At 71.0% G+C, this 19,970-nt stretch carries 20 protein-coding genes; 8 read left to right on the top strand and 12 right to left on the bottom strand.

Features of this window, described 5'->3' with window-relative positions:
• Positions 1–134: 134 nt before the first annotated feature.
• Both ACIBVN_RS21205 and pip read left to right on the top strand, forming a co-directional pair.
• Positions 135–878, top strand: coding sequence for a neutral zinc metallopeptidase (locus tag ACIBVN_RS21205; RefSeq protein ID WP_397138781.1), 744 nt, complete (start codon positions 135–137; stop codon positions 876–878).
• 58 nt (positions 879–936) lie between these two features.
• A complete protein-coding gene (pip, locus tag ACIBVN_RS21200; RefSeq protein WP_397138779.1) occupies positions 937–1,896 on the top strand; it encodes a prolyl aminopeptidase in 960 nt (319 codons plus the stop codon).
• A 247-nt stretch (positions 1,897–2,143) separates the two neighbouring features.
• On the opposite strand, the gene ACIBVN_RS21195 is transcribed toward pip, so the two are convergent.
• The 5 genes from ACIBVN_RS21195 to ACIBVN_RS21175 form a co-directional block, all read right to left on the bottom strand.
• Positions 2,144–2,755 carry a LysE family transporter gene (locus tag ACIBVN_RS21195; RefSeq protein WP_397138777.1) on the bottom strand — a complete coding sequence of 204 codons (612 nt, stop codon included), beginning with the start codon at positions 2,753–2,755 and terminating at the stop codon, positions 2,144–2,146.
• A 38-nt stretch (positions 2,756–2,793) separates the two neighbouring features.
• Positions 2,794–3,576 (bottom strand): helix-turn-helix domain-containing protein, encoded by a 783-nt coding sequence (locus ACIBVN_RS21190; RefSeq protein ID WP_397138775.1) that lies wholly within the window; start codon positions 3,574–3,576, stop codon positions 2,794–2,796.
• A 15-nt stretch (positions 3,577–3,591) separates the two neighbouring features.
• Positions 3,592–4,392 (bottom strand): maleylpyruvate isomerase family mycothiol-dependent enzyme, encoded by an 801-nt coding sequence (locus tag ACIBVN_RS21185; protein ID WP_397138773.1) that lies wholly within the window; start codon positions 4,390–4,392, stop codon positions 3,592–3,594.
• Positions 4,393–4,397: 5 nt separating this feature from the next.
• Positions 4,398–5,684: an MFS transporter gene (locus ACIBVN_RS21180; RefSeq protein ID WP_397138771.1), complete on the bottom strand. Its 1,287-nt coding sequence runs from the start codon at positions 5,682–5,684 to the stop codon at positions 4,398–4,400.
• Positions 5,685–5,927: 243 nt separating this feature from the next.
• A complete protein-coding gene (locus tag ACIBVN_RS21175; RefSeq protein WP_397138769.1) occupies positions 5,928–6,401 on the bottom strand; it encodes a VOC family protein in 474 nt (157 codons plus the stop codon).
• Positions 6,402–6,464: 63 nt separating this feature from the next.
• Between ACIBVN_RS21175 and ACIBVN_RS21170 the strand changes: the two genes are divergently transcribed.
• Positions 6,465–7,433 (top strand): helix-turn-helix transcriptional regulator, encoded by a 969-nt coding sequence (locus ACIBVN_RS21170; RefSeq protein ID WP_397138767.1) that lies wholly within the window; start codon positions 6,465–6,467, stop codon positions 7,431–7,433.
• Here ACIBVN_RS21170 and ACIBVN_RS21165 read toward each other — a convergent pair.
• Complete coding sequence (locus ACIBVN_RS21165; RefSeq protein WP_397138765.1) at positions 7,384–8,163, bottom strand: alpha/beta fold hydrolase; 780 nt, start codon at positions 8,161–8,163, stop codon at positions 7,384–7,386. The two genes, ACIBVN_RS21170 and ACIBVN_RS21165, sit on opposite strands and share 50 nt — an antisense overlap.
• Positions 8,164–8,254: 91 nt before the next feature.
• On the opposite strand from ACIBVN_RS21165, the gene ACIBVN_RS21160 reads away from it, so the two are divergent.
• Both ACIBVN_RS21160 and ACIBVN_RS21155 read left to right on the top strand, forming a co-directional pair.
• Positions 8,255–8,662: a YciI family protein gene (locus tag ACIBVN_RS21160; protein WP_397138763.1), complete on the top strand. Its 408-nt coding sequence runs from the start codon at positions 8,255–8,257 to the stop codon at positions 8,660–8,662.
• 8 nt (positions 8,663–8,670) lie between these two features.
• Entirely contained in the window at positions 8,671–9,939 is a 1,269-nt protein-coding gene (locus ACIBVN_RS21155; protein ID WP_397138924.1) for an RNA polymerase sigma factor, read from the top strand.
• A 9-nt stretch (positions 9,940–9,948) separates the two neighbouring features.
• Here the strand turns inward: ACIBVN_RS21155 and ACIBVN_RS21150 are convergent, their stop codons facing one another.
• The 3 genes from ACIBVN_RS21150 to ACIBVN_RS21140 all read right to left on the bottom strand — a co-directional run bounded on the left by ACIBVN_RS21150 (position 9,949) and on the right by ACIBVN_RS21140 (position 12,524).
• Positions 9,949–10,701: a PIG-L deacetylase family protein gene (locus ACIBVN_RS21150; protein WP_397138761.1), complete on the bottom strand. Its 753-nt coding sequence runs from the start codon at positions 10,699–10,701 to the stop codon at positions 9,949–9,951.
• Positions 10,664–11,296, bottom strand: a complete 633-nt coding sequence (locus ACIBVN_RS21145; protein ID WP_397138759.1) for a class I SAM-dependent methyltransferase — start codon at positions 11,294–11,296, stop codon at positions 10,664–10,666. The genes ACIBVN_RS21150 and ACIBVN_RS21145 overlap by 38 nt, the downstream gene beginning before the upstream one ends.
• 436 nt (positions 11,297–11,732) lie before the next feature.
• Positions 11,733–12,524, bottom strand: a complete 792-nt coding sequence (locus ACIBVN_RS21140; RefSeq protein ID WP_397138757.1) for an MBL fold metallo-hydrolase — start codon at positions 12,522–12,524, stop codon at positions 11,733–11,735.
• A 49-nt stretch (positions 12,525–12,573) separates the two neighbouring features.
• Here ACIBVN_RS21140 and ACIBVN_RS21135 point away from each other — a divergent pair, with 49 nt between their 5' ends.
• Positions 12,574–12,969: a MerR family transcriptional regulator gene (locus tag ACIBVN_RS21135; RefSeq protein WP_397138755.1), complete on the top strand. Its 396-nt coding sequence runs from the start codon at positions 12,574–12,576 to the stop codon at positions 12,967–12,969.
• Here the strand turns inward: ACIBVN_RS21135 and ACIBVN_RS21130 are convergent.
• Together ACIBVN_RS21130 and ACIBVN_RS21125 are read right to left on the bottom strand one after the other, a co-directional pair.
• Positions 12,961–14,145 carry a hypothetical protein gene (locus ACIBVN_RS21130; RefSeq protein ID WP_397138753.1) on the bottom strand — a complete coding sequence of 395 codons (1,185 nt, stop codon included), beginning with the start codon at positions 14,143–14,145 and terminating at the stop codon, positions 12,961–12,963. The two genes, ACIBVN_RS21135 and ACIBVN_RS21130, sit on opposite strands and share 9 nt — an antisense overlap.
• 113 nt (positions 14,146–14,258) lie before the next feature.
• On the bottom strand, positions 14,259–15,890 hold the full coding sequence (locus ACIBVN_RS21125) for a dolichyl-phosphate-mannose--protein mannosyltransferase (RefSeq protein ID WP_397138751.1): 1,632 nt from the start codon (positions 15,888–15,890) through the stop codon (positions 14,259–14,261).
• Between the two features lie 67 nt (positions 15,891–15,957).
• On the opposite strand from ACIBVN_RS21125, the gene rsmI reads away from it, so the two are divergent.
• Together rsmI and ACIBVN_RS21115 are read left to right on the top strand one after the other, a co-directional pair.
• Positions 15,958–16,827, top strand: a complete 870-nt coding sequence (rsmI, locus tag ACIBVN_RS21120; protein ID WP_397138749.1) for a 16S rRNA (cytidine(1402)-2'-O)-methyltransferase — start codon at positions 15,958–15,960, stop codon at positions 16,825–16,827.
• A gap of 52 nt (positions 16,828–16,879) precedes the next feature.
• On the top strand, positions 16,880–18,424 hold the full coding sequence (locus ACIBVN_RS21115) for a dolichyl-phosphate-mannose--protein mannosyltransferase (protein ID WP_397138747.1): 1,545 nt from the start codon (positions 16,880–16,882) through the stop codon (positions 18,422–18,424).
• Here the strand turns inward: ACIBVN_RS21115 and ACIBVN_RS21110 are convergent.
• Positions 18,360–19,907 carry a hypothetical protein gene (locus tag ACIBVN_RS21110; RefSeq protein ID WP_397138745.1) on the bottom strand — a complete coding sequence of 516 codons (1,548 nt, stop codon included), beginning with the start codon at positions 19,905–19,907 and terminating at the stop codon, positions 18,360–18,362. The genes ACIBVN_RS21115 and ACIBVN_RS21110 overlap by 65 nt on opposite strands.
• Positions 19,908–19,970 lie beyond the last annotated feature (63 nt).

Below are 19,970 nucleotides of genomic sequence, written 5' to 3'. Positions count from 1 at the left end.
GAGTCCTTTCCGGCGTTCTCACGACGAGACTACCGGCGGGCCGGCCGCACGCTAGGTGGCGGTTGAATTACTTTTCTTCCGGAACTGGCCCTCGTCAGCGCAAGGTCCTATTCTCACGCCTCGTGAAACTTCTCATGACCGCGGCGCTGACGGCCGCCCTCATGGTGCCTTTATCCGGTACGGCCGCCGCCTACCCCGTCAAGCACCCCAAGCTCATCGCCAACCCGCTTTACGAAGCGGGGCCGCTGCCCACGACGACCTGCGCGGAGCCGAAGGTCAAGACGGGCGACCGCAAGCTGGCCCGCGCCTACGTCGACGCGGTCATCGCCTGCCTGGAAACCACCTGGGAACAGCACCTCACCGGCGCCGGCCTGCCCTACTCCAAGATCAAGGTGCGGCACGTCGCCAAAATCCCCAAGACCTGCGGCTTCAAGCCGGACAAAGACAACTCGCAGGCGTGGTATTGCGTGAAGAACCGCACACTGTTCTTCCAGATCGGCAAAAGCTGGCTCGCCGATCCCGAGGACCTCTGGCTGTTCCAGCTGACCGCCTATATGTACGGCTATCACGTTCAGAGTTTGACCGGCATCGAGGGCGCCTATGACGCCGTGCGGTACCGCAACGACGCCGAATATTACGAGCAGGAACGCCGCTACCGGCTCCAGAAGGATTGCCTCGCCGGCGCCTTCCTGAAGAGCGTCTGGCCGATGGAGGGGCGGACCACGGAGGACTGGAATTACTATGTGAGCCTGATGAGCGGCGGGAGCCGCGAGTACGGCAAGACGGCCACCGTACGCGCCTGGGCCAAGCGCGGTTTCGCCACCGGCGACCCCGGATCGTGCAACACCTGGACGGCCCCCTCGTCCAAGGTGGCGTAAGTACAGCGGCCGCGATGGTCCGCCGGACCACCGCGGCCGTCTCGATAAGATCGTCTCTATGTATCCCCCCATCGAGCCCTACGACCACGGCATGCTCGACACCGGCGACGGCAACCTCGTCTACTGGGAGGTCTGCGGCAACCCGGAGGGGAAGCCCGCGCTCATCGTCCACGGCGGGCCCGGGGCGGGGTGCTCGACTTCGGTGCGCAAGACGTTCGACCCGGAGCGCTACCGGATCGTCCTGTTCGATCAGCGAAACTGCGGCCGCAGCCTGCCGCACGCCGCCGACCCCGCCACCGACCTCAGCACCAACACCACCCAGCACCTGATCGCCGACATGGAGCAGTTGCGCGAGCACCTCGGCATCGACAAGTGGCTGCTGTACGGCGGTTCGTGGGGTGCGACGCTGATGCTGGCCTACGCGGAGGCCCATCCGGAGCGGGTGTCGGAGATGGTCATCCTGGCGGTCATGGCCACGCGCCGCTCCGAGATCGACTGGCTCTACCGCGGCGCCGGCCGGTTCTTCCCGGAGGAGTGGGAGCGGTTCAGGCAGGGGGTGCCCGAGGCCGACCGCGACGGCGACACCTTCGCGCTGCTGGCGGCGTACTCGCGGCTCATGGCCGACCCCGGCCCGGAGGTCCGCGCGAAGGCGGCCCACGACTGGATGGCCTGGGAGGACGCGGTGATCTCCGCGGAGCCCAACGGAAAGAAGAACGCCTACAGCAACCGCCCGACCGAGGCCCTGCACGCGTTCGTCCGCATCTGCGCCCACTACTTCTCCAACGCCGCGTGGCTGGAGGAAGGCGTGCTGCTGCGCGAGGCCGGGAGACTGGCCGGGATCCCCGGCGTGCTGATCCACGGCCGCCTCGACATGGGCTGTCCGCTCGAGACGGCGTGGGAGCTGGCCAAGGCCTGGCCGGACGCCAAGCTGGTCGTCGTGGACGACTCCGGGCACACCGGGAGCGAGACGTTCAAGAACGAGATCTTCGCGGCCCTCGACGGCTTCGCCGGCCGCTGAGAGGCAAGGGACCCGCGGCTCGCGATCGTCTGGGGCGTTAGGACGGCGCCAGTGGTGACCATCGCCTCGCCGTCGGTCGATTCCGTACGGTTGAGCCGCGGGTCCGCGGGGGACAGCGCGCTTGCCCAGCCGCTGACCTGCAGTAACGGTAGCTTCTGCAGGCATCGGGACACCACCGAATTATCGGTCGTGTCAGACAATCTTCACCTGGCGGTACCTGCGGGCGCGGCGGCTCCTCGCCCGCAGCTCACAGCAGACGGGCGGCGAGCAGGGCCGCGAACACCAGCAGCGCCGCCCCGCACCCCGCCTCCAGGAGGCGTACGGCGAGTGGCGGCAGGGCCCTGCGCAGGAGCGAGATGAGCCCGGCGCAGATGAAGCACCAGGCCAGCGAGGAGGTCATGAAGCCGGTGAAGAAGGCGGCCAGGCTCGCGAAGCCCGCGTCCTCGCCCAGCACGGAGCTGACGGCGCCGGCCGCGCCAGACCAGTAGACGACGTTCCACGGGTTGCCGAGCGACATGGCGGCCCCGACCGCGACGCCGCTTCGCCCCGAAACGCCGCCGGGAGCGGCGGGACGCGGGGAGACCGCGTCACGCAGCCCCGTCAGCCCGAGCCAGGCGAGGAGGAGGCAGCCGGCGATCGTCAGCGGCACGCGCAGGGCCGGCAGGGTGAACAGTGCGCCGACCCCGGCCAGTCCGAGCAGCGCCCACACGGCGTCGCCTGCCAGCGACCCGACCTGCACCGCGAACGCCGGGCCGAACCCGCCCCGCACACCCCGCCGCAACGACTCGCTGAACACCGCACCCGGCGCTGCGTTGAACAGCAGCCCCACCCACAGGGCCAGCATGAAGACCTCGGACATGGCGCTCACTCTGGTGGCCGGAGATACCCGTGGTCTTGTCAGATGTTGACGGCCCGGAAGCGGCCCGGGGTGATGGCGTACGCGGCGGTGAAGTGCCGATGGAAGTGGGCCTGGTCGGCGAACCCCAGGTCGTGCGCCACGCCCGCGACCGGTTCGCCCCGCCGCAGCCTCCGCCGCCCTTCGGCGAGCCGGGCCTGCAGGTGCCAGGCGTAGGGCGGGCAACCGGTGGCCCTGGCGAACGACCGTACGAGGTGCTCGCGGGACATCCCGGCCTCGGCGGCGAGGTCGGCCAGGCGCGGTGCGGCGGTCAGGTCGCCGCGCAGCCGGTCCAGCACGGCGGCGATCCGCGCGTCGGCGAGGGTCCGGCGACGCGCCTGGCGGCGCCGACCGGCCGCGAGGTCCAGGAGGTTCAGGAGCAGGAGCGTCAGCCGCTCCTCCACCAGCCCGGGATCGCTCCCGGGCAGGTCGCGCGCCGCCCGGAGCAGCTCGGAACGCAGGTGTGCGGCGCGGACGACCGGGCGCTCGAAGTCCACCGGGGCGTCCCCGGTCAGCGAGGCCAGCGCGGTGGGCGGGACGTACCAGCTCACGCAGGCGAAGGCCGTCTCGTCCGGTGTCCGCGTGGTGCAGGACTGGACCTGGTCGGGGTTGTAGACGGTCACCTCGTCCAGGTCCACCTCGAACGACGAGCGGTCCAGCCGTACGCGCTCGCGCCCGCACAGGTTGACGCTGATGACGTACTCGTCGTGGCTGTGCCGGGGGAACCCGCCGGCCGCCGGCCTGATCACCGCCAGTTGCGTGCCGTTCAAGTCCCTGACCTGCATAACGGTCAGATTAGGTCATACGGGAGGCACAAGGGCAAAGTATCGGTCGAGCCTGCTCTTGTCGCCGCGCACGTCGAGACCGTCGGCCGGGATGCGATGCCAGAGGAACAGCATCAGGTCCGACGCGCTCCCGGCCAGCTCGACGTCGAATGGGCCGCCGTCCGCCTCGAAGGAGAGCCGCACGTCCGGGCCGTCGAAGTGGACCGCCCAGTCGCCCTCGCCGTCCGTGCGCCGGAAGCGGAACCGCTCGCCCGCTCCGGCGGGCGCCCGCGTCCACTCCCGCCGCGCGGGCACCATGACCTCGAACGTCTGCGTGACCGCGTCGGCCGCCACGTCCTCGTGGATCGGGCGCGGGACGCCGACGGCGTTCTCGGCGTCCCAGCGGTGCACGGCGGCCTCGATGGTCTGCACCCGCACCCAGAACCCGACGGTCTGCTCCTTCGACCACGTCCACGCGGGATCGCCCGCCTCGCGCTCGTTGAAGAGCCCCTCCAGCCGGGCCGCCCCCTCCTCGAACCAGTCGAGCACCCCGTCCGGGATCGGCCCGAGGTTGGGCGCGTGCTGCGGGTCGGGCCACCCCGTGAGGTCCGGCGGCAGCCCGGCGAAGGAGAGGTCGGAGGCGTCCGGCGGCCCGTCGCGCCGGTCCTTGATGATGCTGAACACGCCCCGGTGCACGGAGCCCAGGTGGATCACCAGATCGGCGACCGACCAGCCGGGACAGGACGGCACGGCCGGCGCGGCTCCGGTCCCGGCCGCCTGCCGGGCGGCGTCCAGGAATGCCCGGATCTCCCGGCGGAAGCGTGTAGCGGGTTCCATGACACTCACTGTGCCTCAGCCGGATGGTCCTGCTCCACCGGCTTCGCGGATGACGGACGCCCGACGGCGTGGGCGACGGCGGCGGTGGCCAGGGCGGCGGCCACCAGCAGGGCGCTCACCCACAGAGGCGACCGCAGCCCGAGCCCGGCCCCGATGGTCACGCCGCCCAGCCACGGCCCGAGCGTCGCGCCCACGTTGAGCGCGGCCGTGGCGAACCCGGCGGCCAGGGTGGGCGCGCCGATGGCCGCGTACAGCACCTGCGAGATCAGCGTGGACCCCACGGCGAACGAGAGCGTCCCCTGGACGAAGACGAGCACGACCGCGGGCACCGGCGCCCCCGCCGTCAACGCGAAGACGGCCCAGCCGGCGGCCAGCGCCGGCCCGCAGATCACCAGCAGCCGGACCGGCCGCCGGTCGGCCACCCGCCCGCTGACGGTCACCCCGGCGAACGAGCCCAGCCCGAACAGGGCCAGCATCAGGGGCATCCAGGAGGACCCGATCCCGGTGTCCCCGGTGAGGAGGGGCGCGAGGTACGTGAACGTGCAGAAGGTGCCGCCGTTCACCAGACCGGCCAGCACAAGGAGGACCAGCAGCCGCGGCCGGCGCAGCGCCCGCAGCTCCCCGCGGGCACGCGGACCGGCCGGACCAGGGGCGCCGGAGGGCACGGACGGGAGCACCCGCGGACCGGCCGAGCGGGGGGTGCCGGACGGCACGGACCGGAGCACCCGCGCATCGGCCGAGCCGGGGGTGCCGGACGGCACGGACCGGAGCACGGCGAAGATGGCCGGGACCAGCGCGACGGCCACCGCCCAGAACGCCGAGCGCCACCCCCACACCTCGCCCAGCAGCGCGCCGCCCGGCACGCCCGCGACGCAGGCGATCGTGACGCCGCCGAGGAGGACGGAGGTGGCGCGCCCCTTGGCATCAGGGGGCGCGAGCGCGACGGCGGTCGCCATGGCCACCGCCAGGAACCCGGCGTTGGCCAGCGCCGCGATCACCCGCGTGCCGAGCAGCACGGCGTAGCTGGTGGTGACCGCGCCCACCACGTGCACGACCAGGAACGCGACCAGGAAGGCCAGCAGCGCGAACCGCCGGGACCAGCGCAGGCTGAGCACCGCCATGAGCGGCGCCCCCACCACCATCCCGACGGCGAACGCCGAGGTGAGCAGCCCCGCGGCGGGGATGGACACCTGCAGGTCCCGCGCGATGCCCGGGATCAGCCCGGACAGCATGAACTCGGACGTCCCTTGGGCGAAAACCGCCAGTCCGAGCAGGTAAACAGCGAAAGGCATGAAAGAACTCCGCGACCGCATCGAGGATCGACAAGGAAGCGGGCAGGCCGACTGAAGGTCCTGCCCCCTGGGGAACCGGCCGCATCACGATGATCCGCACGGCTCGCGGAGAGCCCGGCGTCAACGCGAGACAGCCACCGGATGACCGGTGGCTAGCGTCTTGACGCCTCGGGGCTGGACATAGCCGCGAACGTAGCAAGCCCGTACGATCGCTGTCCAATTCATTTCGTCGCGCGAGGCGTATCACCGGTCAGGGAAGAAATCCGCGCTCTGGACGTACTCCATCGCCTTCGTGAACACGGGGTCGCTCATGCGGCGCTCCATCTCCTCCGGCGAGACCTCCTCGACGCGGGACTGGATCCACCACAGGTTGCCGAACGGGTCGCGTACCCGTCCCACCCGGTCGCCCCAGAACAGGTGCGTGACCTCGGTCACCGACGCCCCACCCACCTCGACGGCGCGGCGGTGGGCGGCGTCGGCGTCGGGGACGTACAGGCGCAGGAAGGCCGGGGTGGACGGCCAGTGGGGTGGCGCGTCGAACATCATCACCACCGCGTCCCCGATCCGCACCTCCGCGTGCCCGATGCGTCCCTCGTCGTCGGTCACCCTGGCCAGCTCGACGGCGTCGAACGCGGTCTTGAGGTAGTCGATGAGCCCTGCGGTGTCGTGGCCGATGATCCACGGTGTGACGGTGGTGTAGCCCTCTGGAATGGTCATGCCTGGAGGCTATTTCGCATGTAGGTCAGATCCTGTCCCACATGCCCACATACGCTGGGATCCATGACCGAGTCCCGCCTGCTGGCGCTGCTGTCGCTGCTTCAGAGCCCGCGCGAGTGGCCGGGCAGTGAGCTGGCCGAGCGACTGGGGGTCAGCCGCCGTACGGTGCGGCGCGACGTCGAGCGCCTGCGCGACCTCGGCTACCCGGTCGAGGCCAGCATGGGCGCCGCCGGCGGATACCGGCTGGTCGCGGGCGCGGCCATGCCGCCGCTGCTGCTGGACGACGAGGAGGCGGTGGCCATCGCGGTCGGCCTGTCCACCGCTGCCAGGCACCCCGTCCAGGGCATCGAGGAGGCGTCGGTGCGCGCACTGGCCAAGCTGGAGCAGGTGCTGCCGTCCCGCCTGCGCTACCGGGTCAGGTCACTGGGCGGCGCCACCGTCCCGCTGCCCGCGGAGTACGGGCAGCCGGTCGATCCCGGGCAGCTCACCACGCTGGCGGCGGCCGTGGCGAACCGTGAGCAGGTGCGGTTCGGGTACCGGAAGAACGACGGCACGAGCAGCGAGCGGCTGGTCGACCCGCACCGCCTCGTCGCGACCGGGCGGCGCTGGTATCTGCTCGGGCACGACCGCGACCGCGACGACTGGCGGATCTTCCGCATCGACCGCATCGCCGAGCTGCGGGCGACGGGCGCGAGGAGCACGCCGCGCGAGCCGCCCGCCGGGGACGCCGCCGCGTACGTCACCGAGCAGCTCTACTCGCTCGCCCCCACGTACGAGGCCGTCGTCACGCTGCACACCCGGCCCACGGAGGCGGTCAGGGCGCTGGGCGAGGTCACCCCGGCCGACGGGGAGCGCTGCCGGCTGCACATGCACGGCGACACCCTGGACTGGCTCGCCTTCCACCTGCTGGGGCTGGGCTGCGAGTTCGAGGTGCACGAGCCGCCCGAGCTCGCCGCGCACCTGCACGCGCTGGCCGCCCGCCTCACCCGCGCAGCAGGAACTCCAGCACCAGAGGGCTCGCGACCTCTCTGAACTCCTCGAAGTACGCGTGCCGCGCCCCCTCGATCATCCGCAGCTCCGCCCCCGGAATGCGCCCGGCCAGCAGCGGGGCGTTGGCCGCCGGGTTGAACACGTCGTCGGTGCCGTGCACGACCAGCGTGGGCGCGGCGATGGAGGGCAGCGCGTCCCAGCTGTCGTGGCCGCCGCTGGCCGCCAGGTGGCGGCGGCGGGCGTACGCGGGCATGTCGGGGTCGCCGACCGTTTGGTGCGGGCCGGGATGGGTGGCCAGCCAGGCAGGCGTGTACATGAGCTCCAGCAGCGCGCGCTCGGCGGCTGCCCGGTCCCGCTGGGCCAGCGACCTGCGTACGTCGTTGTCCCGCTCGATCCCGTGGGCGCCGCCCGGCGAGCTGCAGCCGAGCACCAGCGACCCGACCCGCGAGGGATGGTCGGCCGCCAGCCACTGGGCCACCCGGCCGCCCATCGACGTCCCGTACACGTGCGCCCGCTCCACGCCCAGCTCGTCGAGCACCGCGAGCACGTCGGCGGCGAAGCCGCGCGTGGCATACGGCTCGTCTGGCTTGTCGCTGTCGCCCGTGCCGCGGTAGTCGAAGGTGATGGTGCGGAAGGAGTCCTCGAAGTCGGCGCGCACGGGATCCCACCAGTGGTGGTTGTTGGCCTGTCCCTGCAGGAGCACGAGGGGTAGCCCGCCGCCGCGGACCTGGTAGGACAGCTTGACGCCGTCCACGGCTGTCGCAAAAGGCATGTTTGGCATCGTAGAGGTGTCCGGTGAACGGCCATGGCTCCGACGTACCCGGTGAGAGCACACGAGAGAGGACGCGATCACCATGAAGTACATGATCCTTTCGTACGGGTCCCAGCAGGACTACGACGCCATGGCCGGCAAGGACACCGGCCGGTCCGGCTGGTCCGGGGAGGCCGTGGCAGCCATGCACCAGTTCATGGAGGCGTTCAACAAGGAGCTGGAGGAGTCGGGCGAGCTGGTGGAGACGCGCGGACTCGCCGCTCCCGTGCACACCCGCAGGCTCGGCTCGCGCGGCGGCGAGGCGTTCGTGACCGACGGGCCGTACGCCGAGACGCAGGAGGTGCTGGCCGGCTACTGGATCGTGGAGTGCGAGAGCTTCGACCGGGCCACCGCGATCGCCGCCCGTCTGGGGCAGTGCCCGTACCCCGGCGATCCCGCCGACACCGTCTATGCCGACGTCCGGCCCATCGTGGACTCCAGCGCGGACCTGGGGTTCTGATCGACGGCATCGAGGCCGAGGACCTGCTGCGCGAGCTGGCGCCGCAGGTCCTCGGCGCGGTTGTCCGGCGTTACGGGCATTTCGCCACGGCCGAGGACGCCACCCAGGAAGCGCTGCTGGCGGCCGCCCTGCAGTGGCCGGAGGAGGGCGTACCGGACAATCCGCGGGCCTGGCTGATCACCGTGGCCTCGCGCCGGTTGACCGACCTGCTCCGGGCCGAGCAGGCGCGCCGGCGCCGCGAGGACGCCGTGGCGGCCTGGACGCTGCCGGAGCAATGGCTGGCCCCGGCCGCCGACCAGCCGGTCTCCGGCGCGGACGACACGCTCATCCTGCTGTTCATGTGCTGCCACCCGTCGCTGTCGCCGGCCTCGCAGATCGCGCTCACCCTGCGCGCGGTCGGCGGCCTGACCACCGCCGAGATCGCCCGCGCGTTCCTGGTGCCCGAGGGCACCATGACGCGCCGCATCACCCGGGCCAAGCAGCGCGTCAAGGACAGCGGGCTGCCCTTCAGCCTGCCCAGGGCCGAGGAGCGCGCGGAACGGCTCGGGGCGGTGCTGCACGTGCTGTACCTGATCTTCAACGAGGGGTACGCCAGCACGTCGGGGCCCGACCTGCAGCGCGCTGAGCTGGCGGCGGAGGCGATCAGGCTGGCCCGCGTGGTGCACCGGCTGCTCCCCGACGATCCCGAGGTGGCGGGGCTGCTCGCGCTCATGCTGCTCACCGACGCGCGGCGACCGGCGCGTACGGGCCCGGACGGCGCGCTGATCCCGATGGCCGAGCAGGACCGCGGCCTGTGGCACGCCGACTCCGTCAAAGAGGGCATCGAACTCGTCACCGACGCGCTCCAGCGGGGCTCGCCCGGCCCCTACCAGCTCCAGGCGGCCATCGCGGCGGTGCACGACGAGGCGCCGAGCGCGGAGGAGACCGACTGGCCCCAGATCGTGGCCCTGTACGAGCTGCTGATGCGCATCTCGGGCAACCCCATGGTGGCGCTCAACCACGCCGTCGCTGTGGCCATGGCGCGCGGCCCCCTCGCCGGGCTCCACCTGCTGGAACGGCTCCAGGAGCCCCTCATGGGCGACCACCGGCTGCACGCGGTGCGCGGGCACCTGCTGGAGATGGCCGGCGACCACGCGGCCGCCCGCGACTCCTACGAGGAGGCCGCCAGGCGCACGACCAGCTTCCCGCAGCAGCGCTACCTGCACGCCAAGGCCGCGCGGCTCTCAGCCGAACCTGACGTCCCCGCCGATCCGGATCCGCCGCAGCCAATGGCCTAGCCGGCCCCGTCACCCCGGCTTCGACTCGACGTACCATTCGCGGCCGAGCAGCAGACCGAACACGGGCGCAGGGAGCCGTACGAGGATCCTCATGACGTGGGCCATCCGGCCGTTCCCTGCCACCTCGGAGCGGTGGGCGGCCAGCGCCCGCTGCTTCTGCCTGGCGTAGCGGCGCACGTCGATCCGGTGGGTGATGGCCGCGCTCGGGCTGTAGGCCTTCGCCAGCGCCCGGTCGTCGAAGCGGAACGGGATCCGCAGCAGGCGCACCAGGCGTACCAGCCGGACGACGACGTCGCGCGGGATGGTCGCCTCCAGCACCCTAGGCACTCCGGCCAGCTCGGCGGCCCGCCTGCCCACCTCGTGCACCTTGACGTGGTCGCGGTGGCCGTAGCCGCCGTTGGGGTCGTAGCTGAGCAGGAGGTCCACGTTCTCCTCGCGGAGGATCTCGGCGAGCCTGGCCGCGGCCTCCTCGGTGCCGGCGCGTACGAAACGCGCCCGGTCCGGCGGGTCCGGGTAGAGCTCCTTGCCGTGGCCGCTGTCGGCGTAGCCCAGGTGCACGACGCGGGCCACGCCCAGCTCGGCGGCGCCGGCCCGCAGCTCCTCCATGCGGGTCGTGCCGCCTTCGGCCACGGACTTCATGACGCCGTCCGTCGCGACCACGATGATCGCGCGATGGCCCTCGGCGGCGGCGCGGGCCAGCGTGCCGCCGGTCAGGAACACCTCGTCATCCGGATGCGCGTGGAACGCCAGGACTGTCGCCATGGGCGATCACCCTAGCCCGGAACACCGTCAGGCTCTTCAGCTCTGTCCGATCGACCTCGTCGAACGTCTCTTCCAGCGCGCGCCGGATCCGGTCCAGCTCGGCCTCCGACAGAAGCAGATGGCGGGCGATCATGGAAGGAGACGTGCCGCCGTGCCAACCGAGGACCACCCGGCCGCCGGGGCGGGTCACCCGGCGCAGCTCCCGCAGGCCGGCCTCCAGGTCGGGCCAGAGCGCCACGTTGTTCACCGCGACCACGCAGTCGAAGCTGTCCCCGGCGAACCCGGTGTCCTCCGCGGTCCCCAGCCGCAGGTCGGCCCCCTTCGCCCGGCGCGCGGCCTGCGAGCGCATCTCGGGCGACGGGTCCACGCCGCACACCCGCGCGGCGCCCGTCCTGCCGAGCAGCTTCACCAGGCCGCCCGGGCCGTAGCCGACCTCCAGCACGTGCTCGCCGGGCTTTATGCCGAGGCAGGGCAGGAGCTCGGCCTGGCGGTTGGTCCACAGCATGAACAGGCCTGCCAGGTGGCCGAGCAGGCCGGTGGGCAGGGCGAAGGGCGATTTGACGGGTCCGCCCCTGACCCAGGACGTGATTCCCATGCCATCCACGTATCCGCCTGGGGGAAGTCAAACAATGCGCCGCCTCCGAAGGTGCGGACACCGGTGGCGGGGGACTTGCCGCCGCCTCCGAAGGCGCCCGCCGGTCGGGGGCCGTCCCCGTTCACCCCGGCCCAGCTGGTGGATCCCTTCCTGCCTGCGCGGTGAAGGGCGGCGCCCTCTTCCTCGCCCCCGGGACGTCGCCGTCGTGGGCCCCACCCGATCTGGCTGAATTCGCGTCGCGCCGGGGAATGTTCGGCGGGCGGGTGTGGTTACATAGATCGTGGCCGGTGTGTCCAGTGTCCCCGGGCCTCACTTATTGCCTTCGCGGACTACCGTTCGGCTGGAGCCGCGTTGTGCCTTTCGCCGAGAGGCGACCTGCACACCGGTGCTCACGCGTTGAGCGCCCGTCCTCCTCGGAGGGCGGGCGCTCAGTGTTTTACCCCAGGTGATCGGCGAGCTCCCAGGGGTCGTGGGCGGAGAAGACGGCGACCCCGTGGTCGTGTGCGAGCGAGCGCAGGCGGTCCTGGCTCGAGACCCGGCGCTCCGGATCGACCTGGGCGCTGACCTGCACAACGTCCATCAGCGGGTGTGGCTGGGGCCGGCGGTTCAGCTCGCCGTGGTAGAAGTAGGCGTCCCCGGCGTGCAGCAGCCAGCGGTCTCCGTCGTTGACCGCCACCCCCGCGTGCCCGCGCGTGTGCCCGTCGAGCGGCACGAGCAGGAGGTCCTCCGGCAGCCCCGTCAGCGGCCGCACGCCCTCCACGCCGAGCCACCGCGTGCCTGTGCCCGGATAGGTCACCCATTTCGGCGAGTGCGCCCAGTGGCCAGGGCGGTAGCGGCGGTTCGGGGCCTGGCCGATGGCGTCCTCCAGCTCCGCCTCCATGACGTGCACCTGGGCGTCGGGGAAGTCGGGCAGGCCACCGCTGTGGTCGACGTCCAGGTGGGTCAGCACGATGTGCCGCACGTCGCGCGGGTCGTGCCCGAGCGCGGCGACCTGCCGCACGGCCGTCTCGTCGGGGGAGAGCAGCGGCTGGACGAGCTCCGTCCACTCACGCTCCAGCAGCTCGCCGGGCCTGGCCACGTCGTCGAGCCCCAGCCCGGCCTCGACCAGGACGAGCCCGGAGGCGGGCGTCTCGATCAGCAGCGCGTGGCACACCGCGCGTGCCGCCGACCGGCCGTCGAGGGATTCGATCTCGCGCATGGAGCCGAGGTTCAAATGGTGAATTCGCATGCGGGCTAGGCTGCTACTTGAAGTGCGGTTCAAGTCAAGGAGCCAGGTCGTGGACGACACGTTGATCGACATAGGCGAGGTGGCCAGGCAGAGCGGGCTGGCCGCGTCGGCGCTGCGGTTCTACGAGCGCAAGGGGCTCATCCAGGCCGAGGGGCGCAACGGCCTGCGCCGCGCGTACCGCCCGGAGACGCTGCAGCGCCTGGCGCTGATCACGTGCGCCCGCGACGCGGGGTTCACGCTGGCGGAGATCGCCGAGTTCCTGCGGGCCAAGCCGTCCGACGCGAGGCTGCGCGAGCGCATGGCCGCCAAGGAGCGCGAGGTCTCCGAGCGGGTCGCACAGCTCACCCGGCTGCGTGACAGCCTGCGCCACGCGGTGACCTGCGACCACGACCCGCTCATCGAGTGTCCCGAGTTCAAGCAGGCGGTGCGCCGGGTGTCAGCCTGAGCTGACGTACTTCCTCGGCCGCAGGGCGTGGGCGCGAAGCGCCGCCAGGGCCGCGAGCTGCCCGGAGCGGTCCATCCGTACCGCCAGATCGTCGCTGAACGCCAGCTCCAGAGCGGTGAGCTGCGAGATCAGGTCGGCCACCGGCGCGGCCACGTCCTTCATGCTCGTGGTGGGATGCCAGCCCTCGCCGCCGACCACCTCCGCCACCCGTTCGCGCAGCTTGGCGGGCGACATCAGCGTGCCGTCGGCGAGCAGCATCAGCGCGGCCTCGCGCGCCGACACCTCGAACTCCTGCTCGCCCCGGGCCAGCAGCAGCCTGGTCACCGCCGACCACATGGCCGCGGGTGACTTGAGCAGCCGCCTGCCGTAGTCGGTGATGGCCAGCCGCGCGCCGTCGCGGCTGATCGCGCCCAGCTCGCGTTCGGCCAGCTCGCGCAGCCTGAGCGCCTCTGGCGAGGGCGCCAGCCGCAGCGGCAGGCTCTCCCCCGAGGCGGCCAGCGCGAGCAGGCGGTGCAGGGCGGGCAGGGGCTGCGGGGTCACGGGCGCGTGCAGGCGGACCTCGAACGGCTGGGCCAGCTCCCGCCTGGCCGGACCGCGCCCCAGCACCCAGCGGTTGAGCCGCTCGCCGTGCACCCGGTTGAGCCAGCTGTCGCCGCCCAGGTCGGCACGGGGCTCGGTGAGCCAGCGGCGGGTCAGCGCGGTGCGCTCGACGCTCTCGCCGGAGACGATCGCCAGCTCCAGGGCGGCGGAGCAGGCGAGGTGCGCGCCCAGCTCCTCGGGCCCCATGATCATGCTCCACTGCAGCTCGGGCACGTCGGGCGGGAGCACGCCCGTGGCGTCGAGCGCCTGCTGGTAGGCGCTGGTGCCCGCGTCCTCGCCCTCTCGGGCGTACGTGCTCAGGATGTGGACGGTCGTGGGTGACACGCACATGGCGGCGTAACGCTCCAAACCACCGAGCTGGAGCAGCCGCCCGAGCGAACGTGCCAGGCGCTCGTGGTCGCCGCCCACCTTGAGCGGCAACGTGTACCAGAGGAACTCGCAGACGTCGAGCTGGGTCACCGTCTCCAACGGCTCCCCGCCCGTCAGCCATTCGACGGCGGTCCTGGCCTCCTCGGCCAGCTCCGGCTGTGATCGCTCCAACTCCGCGAGGAGGGCGGCGACATCCGGTGCACTCATGCCCCGAAGTTTGCCGTATCTACCCCTGGCCTGACGATGACCGAATCCGGTGCGTATTGGGTCTTGCACGGCGACTACCCTAAGAAAGCACTAATGAGCGGACGGTAAGTCGGTCATATCCACCGTTTTTCAAACAACATGCGGGCCTTCCATTCGGTGTACGGAATGAGCTCGGCGGACAGAATTGGGTGCAACCACCAGAAGTTGATCAGTGCGATCAGCGCGAAGGCGCCGACGGCGGCGGCCCCGATGGTACGCCGTGTCGGCGTCACACCCGTGGCCGTCGGTTTCGACGTCCCTATCAGCAGCCCGGCGCACAACGTGATGGCCAGCACCATGAACGGCACCATCGGGATGGCGTAGAACAGGAACATCGTACGGTTGTCGGCGATCGCGAAGTAGATCCAGGGCACCAGCCCCATCGCGTACGACAGCAGCACGGCTCCCGCCCGCCAGTCGCGCGAGGAGACGTACCAGCCGATCAGGGTCACCAGCGCGGCCACCGCCCCGAACCAGATCACCGGCGTGCCCACGCCCAGCACCGCCTCGGAGCAGTCCTTGACGCCGCAGGTGTTCTGCCTGCCCTCGTAGTAGAAGGCGACGGGACGCAGCAGCAGCGGCCACTGCCAGGGCTCGGACATGTACGGGTGGGAGGACTCCAGCCCGCTGTGGAACGTGTAGACCTGCCACTGGTACTTGATCCACGACCGCAACGAGTCGAAGATGAAGAACCCCGGCCCCGACGAGGTCGCCTGGGCCCAGTTGCGCCCGTAGCCGGTCGCGTTGACGAACCAGCCCGTCCACGTGGCCATGTACGTCACGAAGGGCACCACCGCGAACGCCAGGACCCCCTGCGGCAGGTCCTTGTTGAACGCGCCCACGTAGGGATGCCGCAGCCCCACGGCACGGCGCGCGCCGAAGTCCCACAGCACGGACATGATCGCGAACGCCACCGCGAACGCCAGCCCCGACCACTTGACCGACATCGCGAAGGCCAGGCAGACCCCGGCCGCGATGCGCCACCACCTGATCCCCAGCGACGGCCCGTACTGGGACACCGGCGAGGTCTCGTACCAGGTCACGAGCCGCTCCCTGGCCTGGTCGCGGTCGGCCACCAGGCAGGCGAACGCGGCCACCACCCAGAACATCAGGAAGATGTCCAGCAGCGCCGTGCGCGACAGCACGTAGTGCAGGCCGTCGAGGGCCAGCAGCAGGCCCGCGAAGCAGCCGAGCAGCGTCGAACGCGTCATCCTGCGGGCCACCCTGGCCAGGATGAGGATCGAGAGCGACCCGATCAGCGCCGCGGCGAAGCGCCAGCCGAACGGGTTGAGCCCGAACAGCCACTCGCCGACGCCGATCATCCACTTGCCCAGCGGCGGGTGCACGACGTAGGAGGCGCACTTGTCGAGCTGCTCGGGCGCGCACGCCTGCCAGATGCCGGTCTTGCCGGCCATGATCGTCTTGTCGGCGTCCTTGATCGTGGTCCGCTCGACGCCCCAGGTGATCAGCGAGAACGCGTCCTTCATGTAGTACGTCTCGTCGAACACCACGGCCTTGGGATGGCTCAGGTTCATGAAGCGCAGGACGGCGCCGAAGAGGGTGACCACCAACGGGCCCACCCATCCCCAAAGGACGCTCCCGCGCATGGGAGGCACGACCCGATCGCGTACGGACCGCGTCTGAGGGAGGCTTTCGCCGACCTCCGAACTTTCGTAGGCCTGGTACGGGGAATCGGTCACCGCCATTCGGACATCGTACGGGCCTCAAGCCGATAGCAATTGCAGGAACGTCGTAGAAACGCGCGTAATTGGGATGCCCTGTCACAATGGTCAGGTGACTGTAGACGGCAAGTTGGTGCTGGCAGGAGCCCCCATCGGCCAGGCGGGCGACGTCTCGCCGCGGCTGCGGGAGGTGCTCCAGAGCGCCGACGTGGTGGCCGCCGAGGACACCAGGCGCCTGCGCAGGCTCGCGACCGAGCTGGGCGTGGAGATCACCGGCCGGGTGGTGTCCTACTACGACCAGAACGAGGCGGGCAGAGCCCGCGAGCTCATCGAGACCCTCAAGGAGGGCCGCACGGTCGTCGTCATCACGGACGCGGGCATGCCGGGCGTGTCCGACCCCGGTTACCGGCTGACGCGCCTCGCGGTCGACGAGGGCATCACGGTGACCGCGCTGCCGGGGCCGAGCGCGGTCACGACCGCGCTGGCCGTGTCGGGGCTGGCCAGCGACCGGTTCTGCTTCGAGGGCTTCCCGCCGCGCAAGCCGGGCGACCGGACCCGCCGCCTGTCCGCGCTGGCGGGCGAGGAGCGCACGATGGTCTTCTTCGAGGCGCCGCACCGGCTGGCGAGCTCCCTGGAGGCCATGGCCGAGGCGTTCGGCCCCGACCGGGAGGCCGCCGTGTGCCGCGAGCTGACCAAGACGTACGAGGAGGTGCGCCGGGGCGGGCTCGGCGAGCTGGCCGAGTGGGCCGCCAAGGGCGTCAAGGGCGAGATCACGATCGTGGTCGCCGGGCACGTGCCGGGTGCGGGCGAGCCGGACCTCGACGAGCTGGTCGCCGAGGTGGACCGCAGGGTCGCCGAGGGCACGCAGCGCAAGCTCGCCGTCGCAGAGGTGGCCAAGGAGGCGGGGATCCCCAAACGGGAGCTGTACGACCTGGTTCACAGGAGATCCCATACGCCATAGGGTGCGCATGGTGAGGAACTGGGGGGTTTCCGCGCAACGACTGGTTCCGCCGATGCAGGGGAGCACCCTGCTGGGGTGGGCGGGGCCGCTCCTGGTCGCGCTCTTCGGCGGCCTCCTGCGCTTCATCAGGCTCGGCGAGCCCAACGCCGTCGTCTTCGACGAGACGTTCTACGCCAAGGACGCGTACTCGCTGCTCACGCACGGCGTCGAGCGGACCATGCTCGGCGACGCCAAGGACCCGATCGCCGACCGGCGCCTCATGGCCGGCAACCTGGACATCTTCAAGCAGTGCCCGCAGCCGGACGACTGCGCCTCGTTCGTGGCGCATCCGCCGCTGGGCAAGTGGATGATCGCCGTGGGGGAGTGGCTGTTCGGGATGAACCCGTTCGGCTGGCGCTTCGTCGCGGCCCTGGCCGGAACGTTGTCCATCCTGATCATGGCCAGGGTGGCGCGCAGGATGACCCGTTCGACGCTGCTGGGGTGCCTCGGCGGGCTGCTGCTCTCCCTCGACGGGCTCCACCTGGTGCTGTCGCGCACGGCGCTGCTGGACATCTTCCTGATGTTCTGGGTGCTGGCCGGGTTCGCCTGCCTGGTGGCCGACCGCGACTGGGCGCGAGAACGGCTGGCCGGCCTGTACGACAGCGGACCGGTCACCGAGCTGGGGCCCCGGCTGGGGCTCAGGCCGTGGCGGCTGGCCGCCGGTTTCTGCCTGGGGGCCGCGTGCGCGGTGAAGTGGTCGGGGATCTTCTTCCTGATCGCGTTCGCGATCATGAGCCTGATGTGGGACATGGGGGCCAGGCGGGCGCTGGGCGTGCGCGGGTCCTACCGCGGCGCCTTCTCGTACGACCTGCCGGGCGCGTTCGGGGCGATGGCGATCGTGCCCGCGGTGACGTTCACGGTGTCGTGGACCGGATGGTTCGCCACCGCGGGCGGCTGGGGGCGCAACTGGGACCAGGCCACCTCGTCCGGGCCGGCGTTCTTCATCTTCGACTCGGTGCGGTCGTGGCTGCAGTACCAGCTGGACGTGCTCGGCTACCACAGCAACCTGCACGAATACCACCCGTACATGTCGGAGCCCTGGTCGTGGCCGCTGCTGATCCGGCCGGTCTCCTTCTACTACCCGGCGAACGTGCCGCCGTCGGCGTGCGGGGCCAGCGCGTGCTCACAGGCGGTGCACGGCGTCGGCACCCCGGCCCTGTGGTACGCCGCCATCCTGGCGCTGATCGGCCTCATCGCCTGGTACGTGGCCACGCGCGACTGGCGGGCGGGGGCGACGCTGCTGGGGTTCGCGGTGGGCTGGCTGCCGTGGTTCTACTACGCCATCGCCGACAACCGGACGATGTACCTGTTCTACATGATCCCCGTCGTGCCGTTCATGGTGCTGGCGCTCGTGCTGGTGGCGGGGCTGGTGCTGGGCAGACAGGACGCCCCGGCCGCCCGGCGGGCGGCCGGGGCGGCGGCGGTGGGGGCGTTCGCGCTCATCGTGCTGGTCAACTTCTGGTGGCTCTATCCGGTGCTGACCGCCGAGACGATCACACACGCAGAGTGGTGGGCTCGGATGCTGATGCGCTCCTGGGTGACCACCGCGGCCAGGTGACGCCCTTGCGCAGCGTGATCGCCGCGGCGACGCAGGCCAGGGGGACCGCGGGAAGCACGTACCGGTAGTCGAACTCCGCCGTCGCCGCCGGGGCGAGCAGCAGCCCGACCGAGCCCAGCCACGGCAGCACCACCGGGCCGCCGAACTTGCGCCACCTGACCACGACGCCGTACAGGCCGATCAGCAGGATCCCGCCGAGCATGATGCCGCGCAGGTAGAACACCTTCTGGTAGGCGCTCATGATGTCGGCCCACGGGTGCACGATCCGCGTCTCCGGCGGGCCCTGCTCGTAGCTGAACGCGTCGGTGTCGGTCCGGCCACCCGCGTACGACGACCACTTCGGCAGCCGCTTGGGCTGGCCGTTCTCGTCGATGTCGTAGTAGGGCTTGAACTGGTACATGTTGTACGTCGACTCGTCGGGGAAGCGCGGCCGCGACCAGTGGAACGAGCGGAAGAAGTCACGGGTGACCACCTTCAGGTAGTCGCCGGGCTGCGACAGGATCGCCCGGGTGGCGAACGCGCTGGCCGCGTCGTTGGTGATCTCGCTGAACTTCTTGTTGATGCCCCACCGGTGCAGCACCTCGCCGGTGCCCGTGCCGTCGCCGTTGCCCTGACCCCACAGGTACCACTGCGCGTAGTCCTTGCGCTGGCTGACCGGGTCGTTGATGCACAGCAGCAGGAGCTGGACCTCCTTGTACTTGTCGATGTGCATCTTGTTGCAGTCGGCGAAGATGGCCGTGCGCATGTAGAGGATGAGGCCGTCGCTGTTGGTCATCGCGAACTTCCCGTACGCGGAGGCGAACCAGCCCATGTAGGCGAGCACCGGGATCATGGCGGCGGTGATGACCGCGGTGATCGGGCGCCAGCCGGTCCGCTTGACCAGCAGGTAGAGCACGACCAGCGCCAGGACCGGCAGGCCGATCGAGCGCGTCAGCCAGGTCAGCGCCAGCAGCAGGCCGACCACCGCCCCCGCCTGCCACGACAGCCGCCGCTTCCACAGCACCAGCGTGATCACACCCACCACGAGCAGCGTGAACATGGTGTCGGACATCACCATCTGCTCGAGCTGGATCTGGTACGCGTCGAACAGCACCGGAGCCGCCGCCAGCGTGGCGCCCCACTTCGGCAGCCTGAACTTGATCCGCAGCAGCGCGTAGATCAGGCAGGCCGTGGCCAGGCCCATCAGGTGCTGGGTGAAGATGGCCAGCGTGAAGCTGTGGAACGGCTTGAGCAGCAGCAGCCAGAAGCTGTAGCCGTCGGGCCTGATCGGGTGCGGCCTCGGGTGCAGCGCCACCGAGACGTACTCGTACGAGTCGTTGAACCACATGGCCGGGCCGTAGCCGAGCATGGCGATGAGCCGCAGCACGGCGCCCACGCCGAAAGCCGCGGCGAACACTCGATGCCGGCGCAACATGGACAGCGCGCGAGCTGCCCGGCCAGGGGCGGAGTGGTCCACACGGGTAATCTCCGCGACGCTCACCATGCTGTAAAGAATGCCAGTCGTTTTTGGGTCTTGACCCGAACAGGCTCGGGCACAGGGCATGAT

Origin of the sequence: Nonomuraea sp. NPDC049400 (assembly GCF_044466425.1) — a bacterium.
In the GTDB taxonomy this organism is placed as follows: Bacteria; Actinomycetota; Actinomycetes; order Streptosporangiales; family Streptosporangiaceae; genus Nonomuraea.
Note: the sequence above shows the minus strand (reverse complement) of the source record. Positions and strands in the feature narration are given on the sequence as shown.